We start from the raw sequence: 19,894 nt of genomic DNA, 5'->3' as shown, positions 1-19,894 counted from the left end.
TTATAACTTTAAAGTAGCAACAGACATGGCTTTAAATCCAATATACACTTCTTTACCAATTGTAAGATTTAAATCTTTTTCTGCAGACAGAGTTATGTCAGAATACAAACCAAGCCCACCAACATCTATCTTTACACGAATAACCTCTTTTTCCAGTTTCATTTCAATGATTTTTCCTTTAATAATATTACGAATACTGGAAGTTTGAGGCTCCAGCATAACAAAAATATTATCATAGCTGATTAATGCCAGTAATTTATCTCCCACTTTATAATTTCTGTTTAATGGAGTGTTAATCTCAAACTGGTTCATTTTAATAGTCATGATTCCTTTAGATTCATCAACATTTAAAACTTCAGATTCAATTTCATTAACATCCTTATGTAATTCCATAATAGCATTGATTTTCTTACATTCTTTTAAAATTGAATAACCTTCATCAGTAAGGGTAGTTCCCCCACCCCCACCTTTTCCACCTTTAGTTGTATTAACAATTTTAACATTAAGTGCAGATTCTATTTTATCAATATAATTCAATGCAGTTCTATAAGAAACCTTAATTGATTTAGCTGATTCAGTCATTGACTCAGTATTAAGGATACTTTCAAGCAACTGATATTTTTTACTGTCCAATAAGAACGAATTCCCATCAACATTAATCTTATACTCAACACCTGCCTTCACATCGGTCATAAAATTCCTCCAAAATATAATATAGAATTAATATGATTTTTATAATTAAATAATGTTTCGATGAAAAATATTAAAAATATAAATAAATACTTATAAAAAATCATTAAATAATCAAACAGAGTTATTTTAAAAAGCAATATTTATTAATTATCGATATTTTTCAATGTATCTTTAAATATATGCTGAATAAATTAAAATAATAAAAATAAAAATAAAATAATCTTAATAATCAAATATAAAACTTAAAATATTATTTTTTAGCTATTTTAAGAAATATCAATAAATAAAAGAAAAATTAAAAAAATATAATCGTGCCTTATCTGAATTCGATTTTTTCGACCAAGTCTAACATTTTGTTCATAATTTTAGATAAAGGTCCGAATTTAGATGATAATGCTCTTAAACTAATAATATCCTCCTGAGTAAAGAATTTTACAAGTATTAATGCAAAGAAGTACACAATAATACAGACAATAATTCCTACAAATAACCAGGAAGTTGTTTTAGGCATAATATATGCAACAACACCCATTATCATTGAAGCAGCTAATATTTTAACTACTGAAACTTTAGGAGCTTTAACTTTAGTTAATTTAAATACCATATAAAGTATAGGCACCATCATTGCAAAACAAGCTATTGAAGTAGCTGCAGCACCTCCGGCAATACCTAATGTAGGAACCATGACCCAATTTAAAATAGCTGTTAAAATAGATCCAAATATTAATATATACATAGGAATCCTTGGATTTCCAATTCCCTGAACAATACTTGTTGAAATTGAAAACAATGAGTAAAATGTCATACCAACAGACAAAATAGCTAATGCAGATGCCCCTGCAACATAAGCAGGATTAGTGAAATAAAGCAATCTTAAAATAGGTGCTGCAAAACAAGCTAATCCTATACACATTGGAACAACAAACAGTAAAGAAAACTTATATGCTTCAGAAACATATTTTTCTAGTGCTACCTTATTTCCAGATTTAAATGCTTCAGAAGAAGCAGGTAAAATTGTTGTAGCTATTGAAATAGAAATCATCAACGGCAATCTGGATATAGGATCCGCAGCTGCGAAAAATCCAACAGCTTCCAAAGTTAAAAATTTACCCATAACCATAGTACAGATATTATAAATAAGCATTTCAGCAATAGCAGTAATAATTACTGGAATTGAGAATTTAACTAAAGTAGTGGCTAAATCTAATTCATCTCTCCAGGTAAATTTAAAATCCACACTAGCTGGAGGAATATATTTTGCCATATGATATTTAAATATATATACTGCAGAAACAGCTGCTGCTGCAAAACCTATTACAGTACCCCATAATGCACCAGTAACAGAAAATCCAATTAAAACAAATGCTGTTGCAAACAAAATCATTCCCAACTGCTCTACAGCACGGGTATATACAATATACTCCATTTTATATACTCCCTGAAATGCTCCTCTAAAAGCACCGACAATAACACTAAAAGGAGTAATAAGACCTACAATTTGCAAAGGAACAAGTGTTTCAGGCTTTCCCAAATAATTGTAAGCAAGCCATGGAGCAACAACGAAAACCATAATCACTCCAAAGAATATTCCCAGAAATACCATGATTTTTAAAGCTACATAAATCGTTTTACGAGCCATGTCATGTTCATTTACAATTTCATATTCTGCAACATACTTAGCTATTGCAGGAGGAAGCCCCCCAGCAGACAATGTTTGGAATATTCCCTGAAATGGCAAAGTAGTAGCTAAAATACCCCAGCTAGTTGGGCCTAAAAGAGCAGCCATTAAAAAACGGTACAGATATCCTCCAATACGGAAGATAATATTACCTATAAAAATAATAAAGCTGCCTCTAACTAACTTACTCGCCATAACATAACCTAATAAAAAAAATTTGATTAAATTAAAAAAACTATACTAATATAAATTAATTTTACTATATAAATATACTCATTGCAATAACTTAATCAATATATTTTTTTAAAAATTTTTCAAATTCCACTAATGTTCTGTTTAATGATTCAAATCCGTAATCATCTTTTTTTATATCTTCAAGAGAATCCCTAGACCAGAAAGAAGCTCCTAAATTAGATCCGAAAGGACCTCCACTTACCGGAATTATTCCATGTATCATGAAATAAGTTATATTTTTTAAATGGGCAAAATCCTGACCGCCAGTTCTGTCTCCGCCAACAGCTATGCTCATTCCAATTTTACCTCTTAAAATATTATAATCAACAGCTTCCAGAGCACGTGTTCTGTCCATAATAGCTGACAGATTACTGCTTATGCCTCCGCTTTGAACCGGAGTAGCCAGTATCAGTCCGTCACATTGCTGAAGTTTTTCATATACCTCCAGCATATCATCATTATTAATACATTTTTTGTGTTCCAAACAATAATCACAATGCATACAAGGTCCAATATTCTTTCCAGAACAACTAAACAGATATGTTTCAAATCTATTGTCCTCTAATTTATTTAATGCTTCTTTTAAAACATAATATGTTGTACTGTTTCTAGGGCTTCCACAAATACCAAAAACTTTCATTTAATCAGCCTCAGCTAAATGTTTATAATTAAATACTTTAAATAGTTTAAACAAATTTAAAAATAATTAAATTAAATTTGGTGAGAAATATTACAAAAGATAAAACAACATGACTCCCACTTATACTGGTGGCATTAGCTTCATTTATAATAACTCTGGACTCGACTTTCATGAATGTAAGTATTTCACAGCTGGTTATAGACCTGAATACTTCATTAAGCACAATACAATTAATTATCTGTTTTTATACTTTAATTACCGCTTCACTGATGCTTGTTGGATCTAAATTACAAGACATCGTTGGAAAAAAGAAAATATTTTTAGCAGGTGCGCTAATTTATGGAATCGGTGCATTAATCGCATCTGTAAGTCAAAATGCAATTACTTTATTTATTGGATGGTCTCTGCTTGAGGGATTAGGGGGAGCATTAATGACTCCTGCTACAATCTCCATTATCAGCGGAACATACAAAGATGACAAACGTACCTTTGCCCTTGCAATCAGCAGTGCAATTGCAGGAATAGCTGCAGCTATAGGACCATTATTTGGAGGAGTTGTAACTACATTTTTGAGCTGGAGAGTTGGATTCATACTTGAACTGTTAATAGTTGTGTTCATATTTTTATTCTCATATAAAATTAAAAACTTTAAACCTCACCTCAATAAAAGTGATTTCGACATAATCGGAGCTATTTTATGTGTAAGCGGATTGATAAGCCTTGTTTTAGGAATATTATGTTTAAAACACCACCACCTAACAACACTGATTTTAATTTCATTGTCAGTTATTTTACTTGTAGCCTTTGGAATATTCGAAAATAAACAAAAGAAAAAAGGAAAAATACCTTTAGTAGATATCAGTTTACTTAAAAACCATAATTTAAAAACAGGAATGGGAATACGTTTAATAACTAATTTATCATTAGGAGGAGCATTATTTGCAGTATCTGTATTTTTACAAAGTGTATTGCATTTAAGTGCATTCAGAACCGGATTAACTTTACTTCCGGCTACATTTGGACTTTTAGTAACTTCCATACTTGCTCCAAAATTAGCTATGAAATTCAACCATAAAATCATAATGATTATAGGATTTATATTAGCTATCGGATCAACATTTTTACTCAAATACCAATTTGGATTAAATACTCACTTTATAGACATAGCTCCGGGATTAACTGTCTTTGGATTAGGTTTAGGATTTGTCATTTCCCTAGGTGTGGACATTTCACTTAATACTACTCCTGAAGAAAAGCAAAGTACAGCATCAGGACTTATTACAACAAGCCAGACACTAGGTTCATCAATGGGTACTGCTATAATCGGTTGTATTCTTATAATTGGAGCATTTAGCGGATTACATGATGCAGTAGATACTTATGCGCCAGATTATCTAGACAGCAACAATCTTACTCACCATAGTGGAAAATATCTTGAAAAATTAGGGCATGTAAACACAACAGAATTAAAACACGAACACAGCTTAACTGAAAAAATTGTAGATACCATATTAAAAGATGCAATGAAACTTGTAATGGATGTTACGGCAATCCTGCTAACAGTCGGATTATGTCTAACATTAACATTAAACGATGAGAAAATTAGAAAAAGATATAATAACTAAACTACAAAATTATAATGTTAAAATATTGAGGAATAAAATATGAAAACTGGAAAAGGTATTGTAAAAAAATATTCTAGAGAATACAACAGGACTCTTAAAAATGGTGAAAAGAAAAAATACACAACAAAACAGATACAAATCACAATACCTAAACATGATGACATATACGAAGATCAAGAAGAAGTTTTAATTATTCCTCAAAGTGAAGTTAAAGAGTTTGAAAACCTGGAAGATAAAGTTAGTGCACTTGAAATAGCTAATTATCTATACACCAACCAAATAGAAACCACCCCAAAAGTAGATGTTGAAGCATTTGAAAATGAAATTAATCTACTTAAACAGGAAAAAGAACAGTTATCAGCTACTCTTGAAAATGAATCTTCAAAATTAGAAAGTTTAAAAGACAAGCATTCTAAATTAATTGAAGAAAATGAAAACATTAAAACCAAGTTCGTAAATATCAAGCAGGAAACTGAAAATATTAAAACCAAATTCACAAGCATAAAAGAAGAAAACAAAAACCTTAAAGACAAATGCTCCTACATAAAAGAAGAAAACAAAAGTATTAAAGACAGCTATGAAAGAATAAGCAATAAATATACTACTTTAAAACAGGATACACTTAATACCAAAACCAGCTATGCAAACATTTTTGAGAGTAATGAAAAGCTAGAAAAAGAACTTAAAAGTATGTATGATGAATACAACGAATTAGTTGATAAATATAATGAATTAGAAGAAGAAAATTACTTCCTCAAATCAAATAAAAGTCATGATGAGTATATAGCTAATAGAATTAAAGAATTTATTTTAAAAACAGACTAAAATTTATCGTCCCAATATTCTTCGGGACACCATCTTTTTAAACCTGGTATAAATCCAACAGTAATACCTGTAGCCTGGTTTTCAGGTAATCTAGGATTTTTTTCCATCATTTCTTTTGTTTTTCTTATAATCATTTCTTCAAGAGTTATATCTGGTTCTGTAAATTCCCCATTTTGAAAACAATCTTTACAATATTCATCATTTAAACTACCATCTGCGTTAGTGCCGTAATCTGCTTTTACAATTGGCCTACCACAAGAATTACAAAATCCCATATTATAATCTCCTTTTTTAAAAAAAAGTAAAATAAATTAAATCAAAAAGATTTAATTTACTTGTTCGTCTTCGTCAAGTGCAAGTCTCATACTATCTGGATCTTGTGGGAAATGTGCTAAGAAGTCTTCAGCAGCTCTTCTTACATCTCTAGAACCAATAATGTATCTACCTGCAATAATAATATCTGCACCTTTTGAAGTAGCTTCTTCCACTTTATTAGGAGTGATTCCTCCAGCTACTGCAACTAAACCATCACCAATGAGTTTTTTAATGGATTTGATATTACCCCATTCAGTCATTTCACTGGTATCTTCACCTTTTTCAGCTTTGTAAGTTTCTAAATCCACATTTCTGTGTAATAAAACTATATCTGGTTTTAAATCATCTGGAAGAGCAGATAATTTTTCTTCAAAGTCAGATACATTCATCATATCAAGAATTGAGTAAATACCTTGTTTTTGAGTTTCATGAATAGCTTTCTTAATAGATTCAATAGTTCCAAGACCAGAAATAGCTACTGCATCTGCTGTTTCATCTGCAGCCATTTTTATTTCTACCCTACCAACATCTAAAGTTTTTAAGTCAGCTATAATAAATGCACTTGGACGTAATTCTCTAATTTTTCCAACAACACCAACACCGAATTTTTTAACAAGTGGAGTTCCAGCTTCAATAAGAACTCTTTCTTTGTCCGGTAAATCATTAATGATTCTTTCCATAGCATCTAAGTTGTCTAAATCAAGTGCAACTTGTAAATATGGTGGAGACCAAAGTTTTTGTACTCTGAAGCCCATAATTGGGTGAGTTCCACGGTCTTTTTCTGCAAGTACTTTGTCAATAGATGGATAACCTTCCATAGCTCTTCTAATAGCTAATTTAGTTGCTCCATAGTTGTACTGATATATTTTCCTATAATTTTTTGCAGCAGGGTCAATGAATACACTTACATTAATTACGATATCTTCAACAATATCTTTTGGAATGTATCCTTCTTCTACTGCATCAGCTACTGCTCTACCGACAGCAGTTTGTGCAGGTCCGAATACTTTAGCAGCATCATCTAAATCTCCAACAGTAACTTTAGGAATAATTAAAGTTGCTGGTTTAGTCATTAAGTTTGGTCTAATTACAGTGGTTAATGGAGTGTGGCCAACAGATAAATTTGATAATCCATTTGCAAAAGCTTGACCTACAGGTCCTTCTTTTTCACCGATTATTAAATCAATATGAGCTAACTCGTTTCCATCACCAATGAGAGCTTCTCCTATATTGTACATTAAATAGTTCCTCCGTATATTATATACAGTATATAATTATATTTTTTTAATTAAATAAAGCTAACTACTAAAAAACAGATTATGATAATATTGATTTAAAAGTGTAAATTTTGATTTAAAATACAATAATAACATTATAACATATAATTAAAGCTTAAAAAAAGATAAAAAATATATACAAGTCTTTACAGAGTATAATCTGGAATATGTGATTAAAACATATTTCAAAAACTTAGTCGTGAATGTATTATCAAACCTCCATATATTCAAAACACATCACTTAAATAAACAGATATGTGGATTTTATCCCCCCCACATATCTATAAAATATATTTTAATTAGTTTACACTAAAAAGAGAGATTAAAAGAATTATTTTCAAAAAAAGAAGATTAAAAACCTTCAAAAAAGAAGGTTTATTGGAAATTAATCCTTGTTGAGATATCTTTTGGTAAAGGTAGACCTCTGTAAGGCATTCCTTTAGTTTTATCAAGAACCTCTTTAATTAACTCATCAACAGTCATGTCAACTTTTTCACCGGTTTCACGAACTGTTACAGAAAATACGCCAGATTCTTTTTCATTGTCTCCAACAACAAATATGTAAGGAATCCATTCAGTAGCTGCATTCCTTATTTTTTTACCGACACTTTCATCTCTGTCATCTACATCAACACGAATATTTTCAGCATTGATTTTATCATATAATTCATTAGCAAAGTCTTTGTGATCTTCACCAACAGTTATGATTCTTACTTCAATCGGACTTAACCAGGTAGGTAACATTGGAGCTTTTTCATCTATTTCAATAGCTGTTTTTTCAAGTAAACTGCAGATAACCCTTTCTATACTTCCAGTTGGACTGCAGTGAAGAATAGTTGGATAATGTTCTTTTCCGTCTTCTCCAAGATAGGTAATGTCAAATCTTTTACCGCTTTCAACATCTATCTGAACTGTCGGATTTTCAATTGGCCTTCCCAAGTAGTCAATAGCTGCAAAGTCAATTTTACAGGACCAGTAATGTTTTCTTTCAGGTAAAATTTCAAGTAAAACAGGTTTACCTATTTTTTTACCAATACTGTACATCCAATCTTTATTTTCATCATAGAAGTCTTTAGTAGCTCTGAAAATTATTTCATAATTAACATCTAAATCCAAACCAGTCTGAATACACATATCCGTTTGTTTTGAGAATTCTTCTAAGGTACTATCCATATCAGCACAGAAACTATGGAAATCCGGCATGGTAAATGCCCTTAATCTTTTAAGACCTACAACTTCTCCTTTTTTCTCAAAACGGAAACTGTAAGTAGATAATTCATAGAGTTTTGCTGGTAAATTTTTCCATGTAATAAATGGGTCAGCCATTACTCTAAATGCACCAAAACAGCATGCAAATCTAAGCATTAAGTTTTTCTTAGTGTCTGTTCTGTATTGTCTTTCTCCAAATTTAGCTGCATGAACATTAATAGCTTCATTATCCAAATCATAGAAAATCGGAGTTTCAATAGGCATTGCTCCTTGTTCTACAACTAAATTATAAACATAATCAGCAAGTAAATCACGAACTAAACGTCCTTTTGGGAACCATTTAAGGTTTCCTACATCAGATGCACTTTCATAGTCACATAACTCTTTTTCTCTCATTAATTTAACATGAGGAGGTTCACCTGCATCAGATGCTCCGGTACCAAGTTCATAGCTAACAAGTTTTTCTAACTGATCATTTTCAAATTTAAAATCATCAATATCAATGAGTTTATCTCCGTCAAGAATAGACCATGAAGAAGGTTTTTTCTCTACTTCCTCTTCGTCTTCCTCTTCAGCAGTAATAGTTCTTGAAAGTTCACTTAACGGATGTCCTTTACAGGAGATTTCAAATGCTTTATACCATCCGAAGGGTACTCTTTTAACATTTAATCCTTCGCCAACCAAAGCTTCTTCAGCATCTTTCAATACTTGAACAGCTACTTTTGGAGAGCTTAAAGAAGAAGATAAATGAGCATATGGATATAAAACTATGTTTTCTGCTTTAACTTGGTCATTAGTTTTAATAACTTCTTTAACTAAATTTTTAACAATCCCTTGTGGGTTATTTTCGTCGTCTTTTTCAACAGCTGTAAATACAACTAAAGATTCATCAAATGCTCCTTGTTTTTTAGCATCTTCGATTTCTTCAGCTACAGGTGTCTTATTTTTTACATTGTAATTTAAATAATCAGAATGAATAAGTAGTATTCTCATTTAACCACCATAAATATATTAATTTAAAATATATTGATTATCTTATTTAAAACATGTTATGCGATAAATAATTATACAACAACAATCCATAAAATAATATTATGAGAATTATATTAGCAGGAACTGGTAGTGCAGTTGGAAAAACAACAATAGCTACTGGAATTATGAAAGCATTAAGCGAAGAATATAATGTCCAGCCATTTAAAGTAGGGCCAGACTATATTGATCCGACTTATCACACATTAGCTACTGGAAATACCTCAAGAAATCTTGATTCATTTTTTATGAAAGAAGGCCAGGTAAGAGATGCTTTCTTAAAAGCTATGGAAAAAAAAGATATTGCAATTATTGAAGGAGTCCGTGGACTTTATGAAGGTATTGATTCCATAAATGATATTGGAAGTACTGCATCAATAGCTAAATCTTTAAATGCTCCTGTTATTTTAATTATTAATTCCAGAAGTTTAGTGAAAAGTGCTGCTGCTTTAGTTTTAGGATTTAAAGCTTTAGACCCAGAAATTAATATTGCCGGAGTTATATTAAATAAAGTAAAAAACAACGCCCATTACTTAAAAACTAAAAGATCCATTGAAGAAATTACAGGCATTGAGGTAATTGGAGGAATTGTCCGTGATGATGCAATATCCATTGAACAGAGGCATTTAGGATTAGTTCCTGCAGTTGAAAGAGATAATTCCCTGTCTTTTATTGAACTCTGGTCAGATATAATAAAAAAATCTATTGATTTAGACAGATTAGTTGAAATAGCTAAAGAAGCTCCTAAATTAACTTCACCAAGAGAAGATATCTGGAATAAACTAAATAAACAGAAAGTTAAAATTGGAGTGGCTTACGATGAAGTATTTAATTTTTATTATAAAGAAAATATTGAATCTCTGGAAGCCAACAGCTGCAAAATAGAATATTTTTCACCTCTGAAAGATGAATCATTACCTGATGTAGACGGATTATACATTGGAGGAGGCTATCCTGAATTATTTTCTAAAGAGCTTTGCGAAAATACAAATCTGCTGAAACAGATAAAACAGTTCCATATGGAAAACAGACCTATTTTTGCTGAATGTGGCGGTTTGATGTATCTTATGAATTCTATTCATGGAGACAAACAGGTTGGAATTTATCCATATAATGCCATTTTAACTGATAAAGTTCAGGCCTTAAAATATACAGTAGCAGAAGTAAAGGAAGATAATATAATCTCCAAAAAAGGTGAAAAATTTAACGGACATGAATTCCATTACTCAAAAGTTTTAGTAGACTCTTCCAATATAAAACACAATTTAGCTTTTAATATTTTAAGAGGAAAAGGTTCATATAACAATCAGGACGGATTTATAGAAAAAAACACACTTGCAAGCTATGTTCATACACATGTAGCAGCTATGCCTAATTTTGGAGGGAATCTGGCAATTTCTGCAAGAGAAGTTGGAGGATAATTTCATGAACTTTAAAAACTTTGACTTTTTTTCACCATATATTGTAGCAGCTGCAATAATAGTGTTTTTATCAATGGGATATATTGGATCATTTAATTACAGATTCGAATATCCCTTAAGTTTAGAAACCATCGGAACCGTTCTACTTACAACACTGGTATTTTTAATTGGAGCGGGAATTGTAAAATTCAAAGTTACAATAGATGAAACAGCATCATCTCCAATATATGCGAAAATAAATGATTTTTTTAACAGAAAAATATTAATTGCACTTGTTTTAATAGCTATTATACTTCAATCAATAAATATGATTCTTATTGGAGGAATCCCACTTTTTAACAGCGTATTGAAATCCAATGCAACTACAAACATCTGGAGAATAGCTTATCCATTATTTTTAATTATGATAAATCTACTAATAGCAAAATATTATAAAAAGAGATATCTGATTTTGGTTTTAATTGGAGCTTTAATTTTTGGATTAAATGGATATAGAACATCAGTACTTGGAATTTTAGCTAGTGTATTTATTACAATGTATTATATTAATAAAATAAATAGAAAAATAGGAATTTTATTTGTAGGATTGATTGTAATTGGTTTGCTGGCTATTGGTTATATTGCATCACAGTCTATTTCTGGCCAGCACTGGATGTTAAATCCTCTTGAATTAATATTTTACAGAGCAGGATTTACCCTGGAAGTATTTCAAAGAATTTTAAACCTAGGGGGCACTACCCATGGTCATATTTTATCAATGATCTTTTCAAGCGGCAGTCCAAGAACTTTTATCGGGCAGTATGTTCTTACAGATAATGTCTGCATAACTTCAACTATGTTTGGACCTGCATATCTTGATTTCGGATTGATAGGTGTTTTAATACAGATGTTCTTCATGGGAGTATTCTTAAAAGTCGTCAATATAGTTGGAAAATATAAAAAAGAAATTGGAATTGGAATTTATTCCATAATTTTAGCACATACCCTAATATGGATTGAAACAGGCCCTACAGATATTATGATATGGTTCTTGTATTTATTAGGATTTATTTTAATTATTTTAAATTATAAAAATATTAAATTAAATAAAAATTAATATAATCAATATAATTAATGAAATAAAGAATATGACAGTTCCTCTAATGATGAAATATCTGTTTCTTTCTGAAAAGAAATAAGTCAATCCATAGGACATGACTAATGCAACAAGCATTTCGACTAAGCCACCTATTCCACCACCAGCTTTTAAAACACTGCCTAATAGATAGGATAATGCATAAGAAACAATTACAACTAAAAGTATAACTGCAATAGGATTAGCTAAGATTTTAGATACTGTTTCACCAATATTAAAATTCATTCTTGGTTTAGAATCATAATAATAAGAGTTTACAGGAGCTAAACTTGCTCTTTGTTGAGACTCATTATGCCCACCAAATTTAGATAATAATCTATGAGAATGATGGGAATTATCATGAGGATACAAAGAATTTGAATTATTATAAATAAATTCTTTTTCGTCCTGTTTTCTCATTAAATAATCCATGTCATCTGAATCATACGAATAATCGTAATAATCTTCGTTAACTACTTCCTCTTCTTTTTCAACATCCAAAGTTGATTGAGTTTCGGTTTTATCTTGATATTTTTTAGCTAATTCAACTAAGTCGTCCCTATCAACAAGTTTAATATTTTTTCTAAGAGCATAATTAGTAGCTTGATTGGTGAAACTAGATGATGCAATAATAGCTACTTTAGAAGCTTTTAAACTTTCAGCTACGCTTTCCATCTCTCTTAATACATCAACACCGACTTCAAAATTTTTATCATAGTTTTTACATGCTACAACTACACCAAAATCCCCGATTGTTGTAGGTAAAATTGCATAAATATCTATAACCCTTTGTGAAGTTTTAAAATTCTTATAAACTTTAAAACCTGAATCCTCCATCACTTTAGCTATAAAATTAATCAATTGTGGTTTTTCCAATTTTCCACCCGTAAGTGTTTATTTCAAAAAAAATTTACTAATATATTTTATACATTAAATTGTTATTAAAGTTTATCATATCAGCATAAATTATTTTAAGTACCAAAATATTATTAAAATATATGAAAGCATTAATAAGTAACGATGATGGAGTAAATGCCACAGGAATATTAGCTGCTAAAAATGCAATTGAAGATTTATGTGATGTTTATGTAGTAGCTCCTGAAACCCAACAAAGTGGAATTGGACATGCAATAACTCTTTATGATCCTTTAAGAATAAATCCAACAACTTTAAGAGATAAAAGCCAAGCTTATGGAGTAACTGGAACACCAACTGATGCAGTTACCTTTGGATTATTTGAAATTATGGGAGAAAAACCGGATATAATGATTTCTGGAATAAATACCGGTTTCAATATTGGAAAAGCTGAATTAACAACTTCTGGAACAATAGGTGCAGCACTTGAAGCTGCAAGTTTTGGAATACCCTCAATAGCTATTTCTCAAGAAGTTACAAGAGATTATATTAAATTTGAAAATGGAACCGTAGATATTGATTTTAGTTTTGCAGGTAAAATGCTTAAAAAACTTGTAAAAATAGTATTGAAAAAAGGATTGCCTGAAGGTATTGACTTATTAAATGTAAATATACCTGAAAATCCGGTAGATGAAGAATTTGAAGTTGCAAAACTTGGAAATAGAATGTACACCCCAATAATTCAAAGAAGATTGGACCCACGTGGAAAACCTTATTATTGGATTGGTGGAGACCCTTACAATTCAGATTGTGAAGGTACAGATGGTCACTGCCTTAAAAAACTAAATAAAGCAACCATAACCCCACTTACAATTGATTTAACTGGAGATATGGATTTAATAAAAGAATGGTTAAAATAGCTTAAAGTTTTAAATCTTTAAGTATTTTATCTCTTTCTTCACGAAGTTCATTTAAAATTTTCTCGTCATTACAGCCTTCTTTTTGCAATCTGGCTAAGGTTTGTGTAATTGCTTCTAAATTTTGTTCTAATAAATTAATTGCCATAATTTATTTTATGTAACAATTAAGTATATGAACTTTTTTAACAAGGCACTGCATAACTTATATAAAGCTAAAAAATTAATATTATACTATAAAAATCAAGGGTTGATTTAATGAACAACAATGAAGAAATTAATAAATTATTTTTACAGTTTAAAGGTAAAAATGTTAGTGTAGATCTTAGAGACGATAATCACAGTGAAGGAAAAGTAATAGCTGTTGATAATTACTTAAATCTAGTCCTTGAAACTGAAAACGGATTAGAAACTATAAAAGGTGGAAATGTAGTTTTAGTTAGTTTAAAAGACTAGCTAATAATCTACTAAAATCCCCAAAATCTCTTTTTTACCATTATAAACATCCATAGCTATTTGTGCTGCACCAATAGCTCCAGATTCTTTAGAAATAACTTTTAAAGAATACTTATTTTTAAAATACTTGTTAATCTCATTTTCAAAATTAAAAGGTTTGGTTGCACTACCTACAGAACCTGTTAAAACAATACCTTCAATTTCATTTTCACAAACAACATCCAATCCTGCAATTTCCATAGCTACAGTCATTATTAAAGTATCAATAGCTAATTTAGCTTTTTCATCTCCAGATTCATAATTATTTAATAACTGATCTTTTATATTAGCTACTTTACCGTCAATATCAGCTATTTTTATAGCTCCCGCATGTGAAAAACGATTATTTGCTGAAAAATCTTCCTCATCAATTTGTCTTATCATTTCCAAATCAATTGGCCCATGGACAATACCCATAGCACCTAAACAGGCATCCATAGCCCCTTTAATTTTACCGTTTTCAATTAAAATATCTACACTATTGGAACTGATATCTGCTACAATCATATTTTTCCAACCAGTTTCTAAAAAAGCATTATAGCATATGCTAACTTTCTCTGGACTGGCCTGATGAGAGTAAGCTGCTCTAAATAATTTATCCAATGAATCAGAATCTTTATGAAGGCCAGGTATCATGACCGCAGGAATATTTGAGTCTTCTATTTCACTAAAAACAGAGGTTCCTCCGCCAGTGACCTTTCCAGCCCCGTTAATAGATAAAATTCCCCTATTTTTTACCTGATCAATGTTTTGAATCTTATTTATTCCATCCCCCATTGCATAAGTAACTGCCATTAAATCAATAGACTCCAAATCAACTCTTTTAGATAATTCCTCAATAGCTGATACTTTGCCCTGTTTACTTTCTTCCCTTCCAATTTTAAAAACATCTACAACTTCACCATCATCAGACATAATACAAAAAGAGATTCCAGTAGTTCCATGATCCATTCCTATAAAAACCATAATAATTGCATCCAAAAAATAATTATAAAAAAAAGAGAAAAAAGAGAATAATGATTAAATTATTTAATCATCTTTTTGTAATCCGCAAGCTTTTCTGAGTCTTTCCCCAACAACTTCAATAGTTTCTTGGTCTTCAGCAGCTCTCATTTCTTTTAAGTTTGCTGCATCAGTTGCATTTTCATCAGCAAATTGTTTTTTGAAAGTACCGTCTTGAATTTCAGATAAAACTTTTTTCATACCTTTTTTAGTTTCTTCAGTTATGACATAGTCCCTTCTGGTTAATCCACCATATTCTGCAGTATTACTTACATCTTTCCACATTCCGCCGAAACCATGTTCATAAATATCGTCAACAATAAGTTTTACTTCGTGACAGGTTTCAAAGTAAGCAATTTCAGGTTGGTAACCAGCTTCCACTAAAGTTTGGAAACCAGCGTTAATTAATGCAGTAAGTCCACCACATAAAACAGCTTGTTCACCAAATAAATCAGTTTCAGTTTCTTCTTTAAAAGTAGTTTCAATTACACCAGCTTTAGTGAAACCACAAGCTTTTGCCATACCTAATGCAAGTTGTAATGCATCACCAGTAGCATCTTGTTCAATAGCTACTAATCCAGGAATTCCAAAACCGTCTAAGTAAGTAGTTCTTACTCTAGAACCTGGTCCTTTAGGAGCAAACATTACAATGTTAACATCTTCATCAGGTTTGATTAAACCAAAGTGAATGTTGTATCCGTGAGAGAAGGAAATGGTATTTCCAGCTTCAACATAAGGTGCAATTTGTTCATTGTAGATTTTTTCTTGAATTTCATCAGGAAGTAAAATGTGGATGATATCTGCTTCTTTAGCTGCATCAGAGAAGGATTTTACAGTCATACCATCTTCTTTAGCTAAATTCCAGGAATTACCATTTTCCCTAAGTCCAACAATAACATTGACACCACTGTCAGCCATGTTTCTAGATTGTGCTCTACCTTGGCTTCCATAACCCATTACAGCTACGGTTTTACCTTCAAGAGCATCAGTATTTACATCTGATTCGTAATACATTTTCATTTTAACTTCTCCTATATAATTGATAAATGTGAGATATTTAAAGTACTTCAAATATCAAATAGTATATATTATTTTTTCTACTTATAAAAGTAACTAATGTTAAGAAAAATTATTATTTTATAGAAAACTTATTGATTTAACATCAATATTTCCCAATCAGGTTAATTTTAAAGTATAAGAACAATATTCCAATTAAAAGTAATTTTAACTGGTTAAAATACGTTTAAATTTATATAAGTTAAAATACAACTATATTTTAAAAATATAGACTGAAAATTAATCGAATAAGAGGCATTACAACATTGACAAATGTCAATATTCTCTTATTACTAAGTAATAAGGAGGTACTCTTATGTTTTATCGAAATTTATCTATAATTCATATAATTATATGTTTTTTCATAATTTTAATTCTTGAAAAAATATTATAATCAATAATATAGATTAAGAGAATTGAAATTGGTTTTTTATCTCTGCTAAATCCCCAATTTAGCACAGTCTAATCATTTTTTCCAATTTAATTCTCAAAATAATAATCATAACTATAAAAAAATAATTAAAAATAGAACTATGCTGTTATGATTATAAATTTATATTTATAATCCCCCAATAACAGCATTTTAATCGAATAAAAGATTTCACATCTTACAAACTATACGAAATTAAGCAAACACCTTTGGCTTTGCTTATTAATTAGTAGTCAATAATAATATATATAATTTCTGTTTAAACAAAAGAAAAATTGATAATACCTTAAAAAATTGCTTTAGATGTGAAATATTTAATTAAAATAGCTAAAAATAGAAAAAAGTAGATAATAATTTATCTATCATCTACTACAACATCTAATTTACCTGTAACAATGTCCATCATAAGACCATGAATTGGTACATCTGGAATAAGAGGATGATTTCTAATTTTTTCAACTGTGTCTATAACATTTTCCTCTTCATCTTCAAATCCGCCAATCCAAGATTTTAAATCAACTTTGTCAATTTCTTCTTGAGGGATTCCTCTCTCAATCATAGCATTTCTTAATTTTTCAGGGTCAGAACCAGCCATTCCACATTCGGTGTGGCCAATAACCAAAACTTCCTCAGCACCAAGTGAGAAAATTGCAGCTGCTATTGAACGAATAGCGTCTTCACCTACAATTGTATTTCCTGCATTTTTGATTATCTTAGCATCACCCCTTCCAATACCAAGTGCTGGTTCTAAAAATCCAGTTAATCTACAATCCATACAAGTTAAGATAGCTAACTTTTTTTGGGGATGGTGGGATAATTCCTCACCTTCAAATTCATCTACAAATTTCTTATTATTCTCCAAAATTTCATTAAGAATCATCATGAACGAAATCCACGGGACATTGCAGTAAGACCAGTACGTGAAATCTTTTTAATACCATATCCTTTTAAAAGGGATAGGAATGCATCTATCTTTTCAATGTCTCCGGTAATTTCAATAATTAAAGCTTCTTCACAAACATCTACAATTTTAGCTCTAAAGATGTTTACATACTGCATTATTTCTGCTCTAGCTTTTTCATTTGGAATATTAACTTTAACTAGACATAACTCTCTTTTAACAGCATTTTCAGTAATATCTTTTATTTTAATAACATCTACAAGCTTATTCAGTTGTTTTGTAACTTGCTCCAATAATTTTTGGTCTGCTTTAACAGTAATAATCATACGGGCCAATCCTTCAACTTCAGATTCTCCAACTGTAATACTGTCAATGTTAAAACCTCTTCTTGTAAATAGGCCAGCAACTTTTTGCAATACTCCCGGCTTATCTTCAACTAATGCATTTATAACATGATACTCTAAAGCCATTTAACTCACCTATACATCTTTTTCAAGTTTATATTCACCAATCATTTCATCAATAGCTGCACCTGGCGGCACCATAGGTAAAGTTTCATCTTTATCTATTATAACATCAAGCAAAATAGGTTCATTATCCTTAATAGCTGATTTTAATGCCTCTTTAGTTTCTCCAGGTTTTGTAATTCTGGTTGCATTAACTCCAAAACTTTCAGCTAATTTAACAAAATCAGGACTTGCTCCTAATTTAGTTTCAGAATATCTTCCATTATATAATAAGTTTTGCCATTGATAAACCATTCCAAGAGTCCTATTTTCTAAAACAACTGCAATAACAGGAATATCATAATCTCTAATAGTAGCCAACTCCTGACAAACCATTAAAAATCCTCCGTCACCGTTAATAGATACAACAGGATCTTCAGGACATGCTACTTTAGCACCAATAGCTGCAGGCAATCCGAATCCCATAGTTCCCAAACCTCCGGAAGATATGAATTTACGTGGCTTTTGAGTATCATAGAAATGAGCCGCCCACATTTGATTTTGACCTACATCAGTTGTTAAAATAGAATCAGGAGTTAAAACTTCACTGATTTCTCGTATAACACTTTGTGGTTTTAATGGAATATCATCATAAGTAACTCTAGGGAGACATTCTTTTTTACGTTCTATAAGAAGTTTAACCCATTTTTTTGCATCTTCATTACTTTCATAATCTTTTAAAACATTAATTAATGAAGATAAAACATTTTTAGCATCACCTACAATAGGCAAATCAACATCTACATTTTTACCTATTTCAGCAGGATCAATGTCTATATGGATAATTTTAGAATTAGGTGCAAAACTGTCTAATCTTCCTGTTGCCCTGTCTGAAAATCTTATACCTACAGCTATAATCAAATCACTATCATTTATTGAATCATTAGCTACTTTTCTTCCATGCATTCCAAGCATACCTAATGCCATATCATCTGTTTCATCAATAGCTCCTTTACCAAGTAAGGATGTCATGACCGGAGCATTTATTAAATAAGATAATTCTTTTAACTCCTGTGAAGCATTAGCTAATATAACTCCTGCACCTGCAAGGATAATCGGTTTTTTAGATTCCCTTATCAAATCACGGGCTTTTCTAACTTGTTTAATGTTTCCTTTTAAAGTTGGATTATAACCTGGTGTTGAAATTAATGAATCATCAAAAGAATCCAATTCTCCTTCCTGAATTTCTTTTGGAACATCAATTAAAACCGGACCTGGCCTTCCACTTTCAGCTATTTCAAAGCTTGTTTTAACAATGGAAGGTATTAAATTAGGATCTTTTGGCTGGAAACTGTGTTTAGTAATAGGCATGGTAATTCCTATAATATCAGCTTCTTGAAAAGCGTCATTACCTATTAAATGTGTTGGTACTTGACCAGTAATAGCTATGATTGGAGAAGAATCCATATAAGCAGTAGCAATACCAGTTACAAGATTAGTTGCACCGGGGCCAGAAGTAGCCAAACACACACCCACTTTACCGGAAGCTCTTGCAAATCCATCTGCTGCATGAGCTGCACACTGTTCATGTCTAACCAATATATGATCCATGTCTGCATCATATAACATGTCATAAAACGGTATGGTTTGTCCTCCAGGATAACCAAAGATTGTATTTACCCCCATTCTTTTTAGGGATTCAATTATTGCTTCTCCGCCTCTCATTATAAAA

At 30.8% G+C, this 19,894-nt stretch carries 19 protein-coding genes; 6 read left to right on the top strand and 13 right to left on the bottom strand.

The features are described 5' to 3' along the window. The 3 genes from K4897_RS05345 to K4897_RS05335 form a co-directional block, all read right to left on the bottom strand. Positions 1–693 (bottom strand): TOBE domain-containing protein, encoded by a 693-nt coding sequence (locus K4897_RS05345; RefSeq protein ID WP_019265096.1) that lies wholly within the window; start codon positions 691–693, stop codon positions 1–3. Between the two features lie 316 nt (positions 694–1,009). Further along, positions 1,010–2,566, bottom strand: coding sequence for a flippase (locus K4897_RS05340; RefSeq protein ID WP_019266819.1), 1,557 nt, complete (start codon positions 2,564–2,566; stop codon positions 1,010–1,012). A gap of 91 nt (positions 2,567–2,657) precedes the next feature. After that, positions 2,658–3,245 (bottom strand): flavodoxin family protein, encoded by a 588-nt coding sequence (locus K4897_RS05335; protein WP_250415677.1) that lies wholly within the window; start codon positions 3,243–3,245, stop codon positions 2,658–2,660. 125 nt (positions 3,246–3,370) lie between these two features. On the opposite strand from K4897_RS05335, the gene K4897_RS05330 reads away from it, so the two are divergent. Then, positions 3,371–4,870 carry an MFS transporter gene (locus tag K4897_RS05330; protein WP_080564949.1) on the top strand — a complete coding sequence of 500 codons (1,500 nt, stop codon included), beginning with the start codon at positions 3,371–3,373 and terminating at the stop codon, positions 4,868–4,870. A gap of 39 nt (positions 4,871–4,909) precedes the next feature. Next, complete coding sequence (locus K4897_RS05325; protein ID WP_019265102.1) at positions 4,910–5,695, top strand: phosphoserine phosphatase; 786 nt, start codon at positions 4,910–4,912, stop codon at positions 5,693–5,695. On the opposite strand, the gene K4897_RS05320 is transcribed toward K4897_RS05325, so the two are convergent. The 3 genes from K4897_RS05320 to K4897_RS05310 form a co-directional block, all read right to left on the bottom strand. Then, positions 5,692–5,970: a zinc ribbon domain-containing protein gene (locus K4897_RS05320; protein WP_019265103.1), complete on the bottom strand. Its 279-nt coding sequence runs from the start codon at positions 5,968–5,970 to the stop codon at positions 5,692–5,694. The two genes, K4897_RS05325 and K4897_RS05320, sit on opposite strands and share 4 nt — an antisense overlap. 51 nt (positions 5,971–6,021) lie before the next feature. Further along, positions 6,022–7,248 (bottom strand): bifunctional 5,6,7,8-tetrahydromethanopterin hydro-lyase/3-hexulose-6-phosphate synthase, encoded by a 1,227-nt coding sequence (locus K4897_RS05315; protein ID WP_019265104.1) that lies wholly within the window; start codon positions 7,246–7,248, stop codon positions 6,022–6,024. A gap of 414 nt (positions 7,249–7,662) precedes the next feature. Further along, positions 7,663–9,489: a threonine--tRNA ligase gene (locus K4897_RS05310; protein WP_250415676.1), complete on the bottom strand. Its 1,827-nt coding sequence runs from the start codon at positions 9,487–9,489 to the stop codon at positions 7,663–7,665. A gap of 101 nt (positions 9,490–9,590) precedes the next feature. On the opposite strand from K4897_RS05310, the gene cfbB reads away from it, so the two are divergent. Next, complete coding sequence (gene cfbB, locus K4897_RS05305) at positions 9,591–10,946, top strand: Ni-sirohydrochlorin a,c-diamide synthase (protein WP_250415675.1); 1,356 nt, start codon at positions 9,591–9,593, stop codon at positions 10,944–10,946. A 4-nt stretch (positions 10,947–10,950) separates the two neighbouring features. After that, positions 10,951–12,042 carry an oligosaccharide repeat unit polymerase family protein gene (locus K4897_RS05300; protein WP_250415674.1) on the top strand — a complete coding sequence of 364 codons (1,092 nt, stop codon included), beginning with the start codon at positions 10,951–10,953 and terminating at the stop codon, positions 12,040–12,042. On the opposite strand, the gene K4897_RS05295 is transcribed toward K4897_RS05300, so the two are convergent. Next, on the bottom strand, positions 12,028–12,936 hold the full coding sequence (locus K4897_RS05295; RefSeq protein WP_250415673.1) for a restriction endonuclease: 909 nt from the start codon (positions 12,934–12,936) through the stop codon (positions 12,028–12,030). The genes K4897_RS05300 and K4897_RS05295 overlap by 15 nt on opposite strands. A gap of 122 nt (positions 12,937–13,058) precedes the next feature. Between K4897_RS05295 and surE the strand changes: the two genes are divergently transcribed. Next, entirely contained in the window at positions 13,059–13,835 is a 777-nt protein-coding gene (surE, locus tag K4897_RS05290) for a 5'/3'-nucleotidase SurE (protein ID WP_019265109.1), read from the top strand. 1 nt (position 13,836) lies between these two features. Here the strand turns inward: surE and K4897_RS05285 are convergent, their stop codons facing one another. Then, positions 13,837–13,980, bottom strand: coding sequence for a hypothetical protein (locus tag K4897_RS05285; protein ID WP_004032715.1), 144 nt, complete (start codon positions 13,978–13,980; stop codon positions 13,837–13,839). Positions 13,981–14,090: 110 nt separating this feature from the next. On the opposite strand from K4897_RS05285, the gene K4897_RS05280 reads away from it, so the two are divergent. Beyond that, the gene (locus tag K4897_RS05280; RefSeq protein ID WP_019265110.1) at positions 14,091–14,288 is read left to right on the top strand and encodes an LSM domain-containing protein; all 198 of its coding nucleotides are present in this window, start codon (positions 14,091–14,093) and stop codon (positions 14,286–14,288) included. On the opposite strand, the gene K4897_RS05275 is transcribed toward K4897_RS05280, so the two are convergent. The 5 genes from K4897_RS05275 to K4897_RS05255 all read right to left on the bottom strand — a co-directional run bounded on the left by K4897_RS05275 (position 14,289) and on the right by K4897_RS05255 (position 19,887). Further along, the gene (locus K4897_RS05275; RefSeq protein ID WP_019268005.1) at positions 14,289–15,293 is read right to left on the bottom strand and encodes a methanogenesis marker 12 protein; all 1,005 of its coding nucleotides are present in this window, start codon (positions 15,291–15,293) and stop codon (positions 14,289–14,291) included. 63 nt (positions 15,294–15,356) lie between these two features. Further along, the gene (ilvC, locus tag K4897_RS05270; RefSeq protein WP_019265112.1) at positions 15,357–16,349 is read right to left on the bottom strand and encodes a ketol-acid reductoisomerase; all 993 of its coding nucleotides are present in this window, start codon (positions 16,347–16,349) and stop codon (positions 15,357–15,359) included. 821 nt (positions 16,350–17,170) lie between these two features. Further along, positions 17,171–17,698, bottom strand: a complete 528-nt coding sequence (locus K4897_RS05265; RefSeq protein ID WP_019265113.1) for a carbonic anhydrase — start codon at positions 17,696–17,698, stop codon at positions 17,171–17,173. Then, complete coding sequence (gene ilvN, locus K4897_RS05260; protein ID WP_004032708.1) at positions 17,695–18,186, bottom strand: acetolactate synthase small subunit; 492 nt, start codon at positions 18,184–18,186, stop codon at positions 17,695–17,697. Before ilvN ends, K4897_RS05265 begins: the two co-directional genes overlap by 4 nt. 9 nt (positions 18,187–18,195) lie before the next feature. Beyond that, the gene (locus K4897_RS05255) at positions 18,196–19,887 is read right to left on the bottom strand and encodes an acetolactate synthase large subunit (RefSeq protein ID WP_019265114.1); all 1,692 of its coding nucleotides are present in this window, start codon (positions 19,885–19,887) and stop codon (positions 18,196–18,198) included. Positions 19,888–19,894 lie beyond the last annotated feature (7 nt).

It is taken from the genome of Methanobrevibacter sp. TLL-48-HuF1, assembly GCF_023617305.1.
In the GTDB taxonomy this organism is placed as follows: Archaea; Methanobacteriota; Methanobacteria; order Methanobacteriales; family Methanobacteriaceae; genus Methanocatella; species Methanocatella intestini.
This window is presented reverse-complemented; position numbering and strand designations above follow the sequence as displayed.

Excerpts from the sequence above, each read along its gene's own strand:
- ilvC (WP_019265112.1), bottom strand. The coding sequence starts at position 16,349 with ATGAAAATGTATTACGAATCAGATGTAAATACTGATGCTCTTGAAGGT.
- K4897_RS05340 (WP_019266819.1), bottom strand. The coding sequence starts at position 2,566 with ATGGCGAGTAAGTTAGTTAGAGGCAGCTTTATTATTTTTATAGGTAAT.
- K4897_RS05265 (WP_019265113.1), bottom strand. The coding sequence starts at position 17,698 with ATGATGATTCTTAATGAAATTTTGGAGAATAATAAGAAATTTGTAGAT.
- K4897_RS05300 (WP_250415674.1), top strand. The coding sequence starts at position 10,951 with ATGAACTTTAAAAACTTTGACTTTTTTTCACCATATATTGTAGCAGCT.
- K4897_RS05310 (WP_250415676.1), bottom strand. The coding sequence starts at position 9,489 with ATGAGAATACTACTTATTCATTCTGATTATTTAAATTACAATGTAAAA.
- surE (WP_019265109.1), top strand. The coding sequence starts at position 13,059 with ATGAAAGCATTAATAAGTAACGATGATGGAGTAAATGCCACAGGAATA.
- K4897_RS05315 (WP_019265104.1), bottom strand. The coding sequence starts at position 7,248 with ATGTACAATATAGGAGAAGCTCTCATTGGTGATGGAAACGAGTTAGCT.
- K4897_RS05325 (WP_019265102.1), top strand. The coding sequence starts at position 4,910 with ATGAAAACTGGAAAAGGTATTGTAAAAAAATATTCTAGAGAATACAAC.
- K4897_RS05255 (WP_019265114.1), bottom strand. The coding sequence starts at position 19,887 with ATGAGAGGCGGAGAAGCAATAATTGAATCCCTAAAAAGAATGGGGGTA.
- cfbB (WP_250415675.1), top strand. The coding sequence starts at position 9,591 with ATGAGAATTATATTAGCAGGAACTGGTAGTGCAGTTGGAAAAACAACA.
- K4897_RS05320 (WP_019265103.1), bottom strand. The coding sequence starts at position 5,970 with ATGGGATTTTGTAATTCTTGTGGTAGGCCAATTGTAAAAGCAGATTAC.
- K4897_RS05285 (WP_004032715.1), bottom strand. The coding sequence starts at position 13,980 with ATGGCAATTAATTTATTAGAACAAAATTTAGAAGCAATTACACAAACC.
- ilvN (WP_004032708.1), bottom strand. The coding sequence starts at position 18,186 with ATGGCTTTAGAGTATCATGTTATAAATGCATTAGTTGAAGATAAGCCG.
- K4897_RS05345 (WP_019265096.1), bottom strand. The coding sequence starts at position 693 with ATGACCGATGTGAAGGCAGGTGTTGAGTATAAGATTAATGTTGATGGG.
- K4897_RS05275 (WP_019268005.1), bottom strand. The coding sequence starts at position 15,293 with ATGGTTTTTATAGGAATGGATCATGGAACTACTGGAATCTCTTTTTGT.
- K4897_RS05335 (WP_250415677.1), bottom strand. The coding sequence starts at position 3,245 with ATGAAAGTTTTTGGTATTTGTGGAAGCCCTAGAAACAGTACAACATAT.
- K4897_RS05280 (WP_019265110.1), top strand. The coding sequence starts at position 14,091 with ATGAACAACAATGAAGAAATTAATAAATTATTTTTACAGTTTAAAGGT.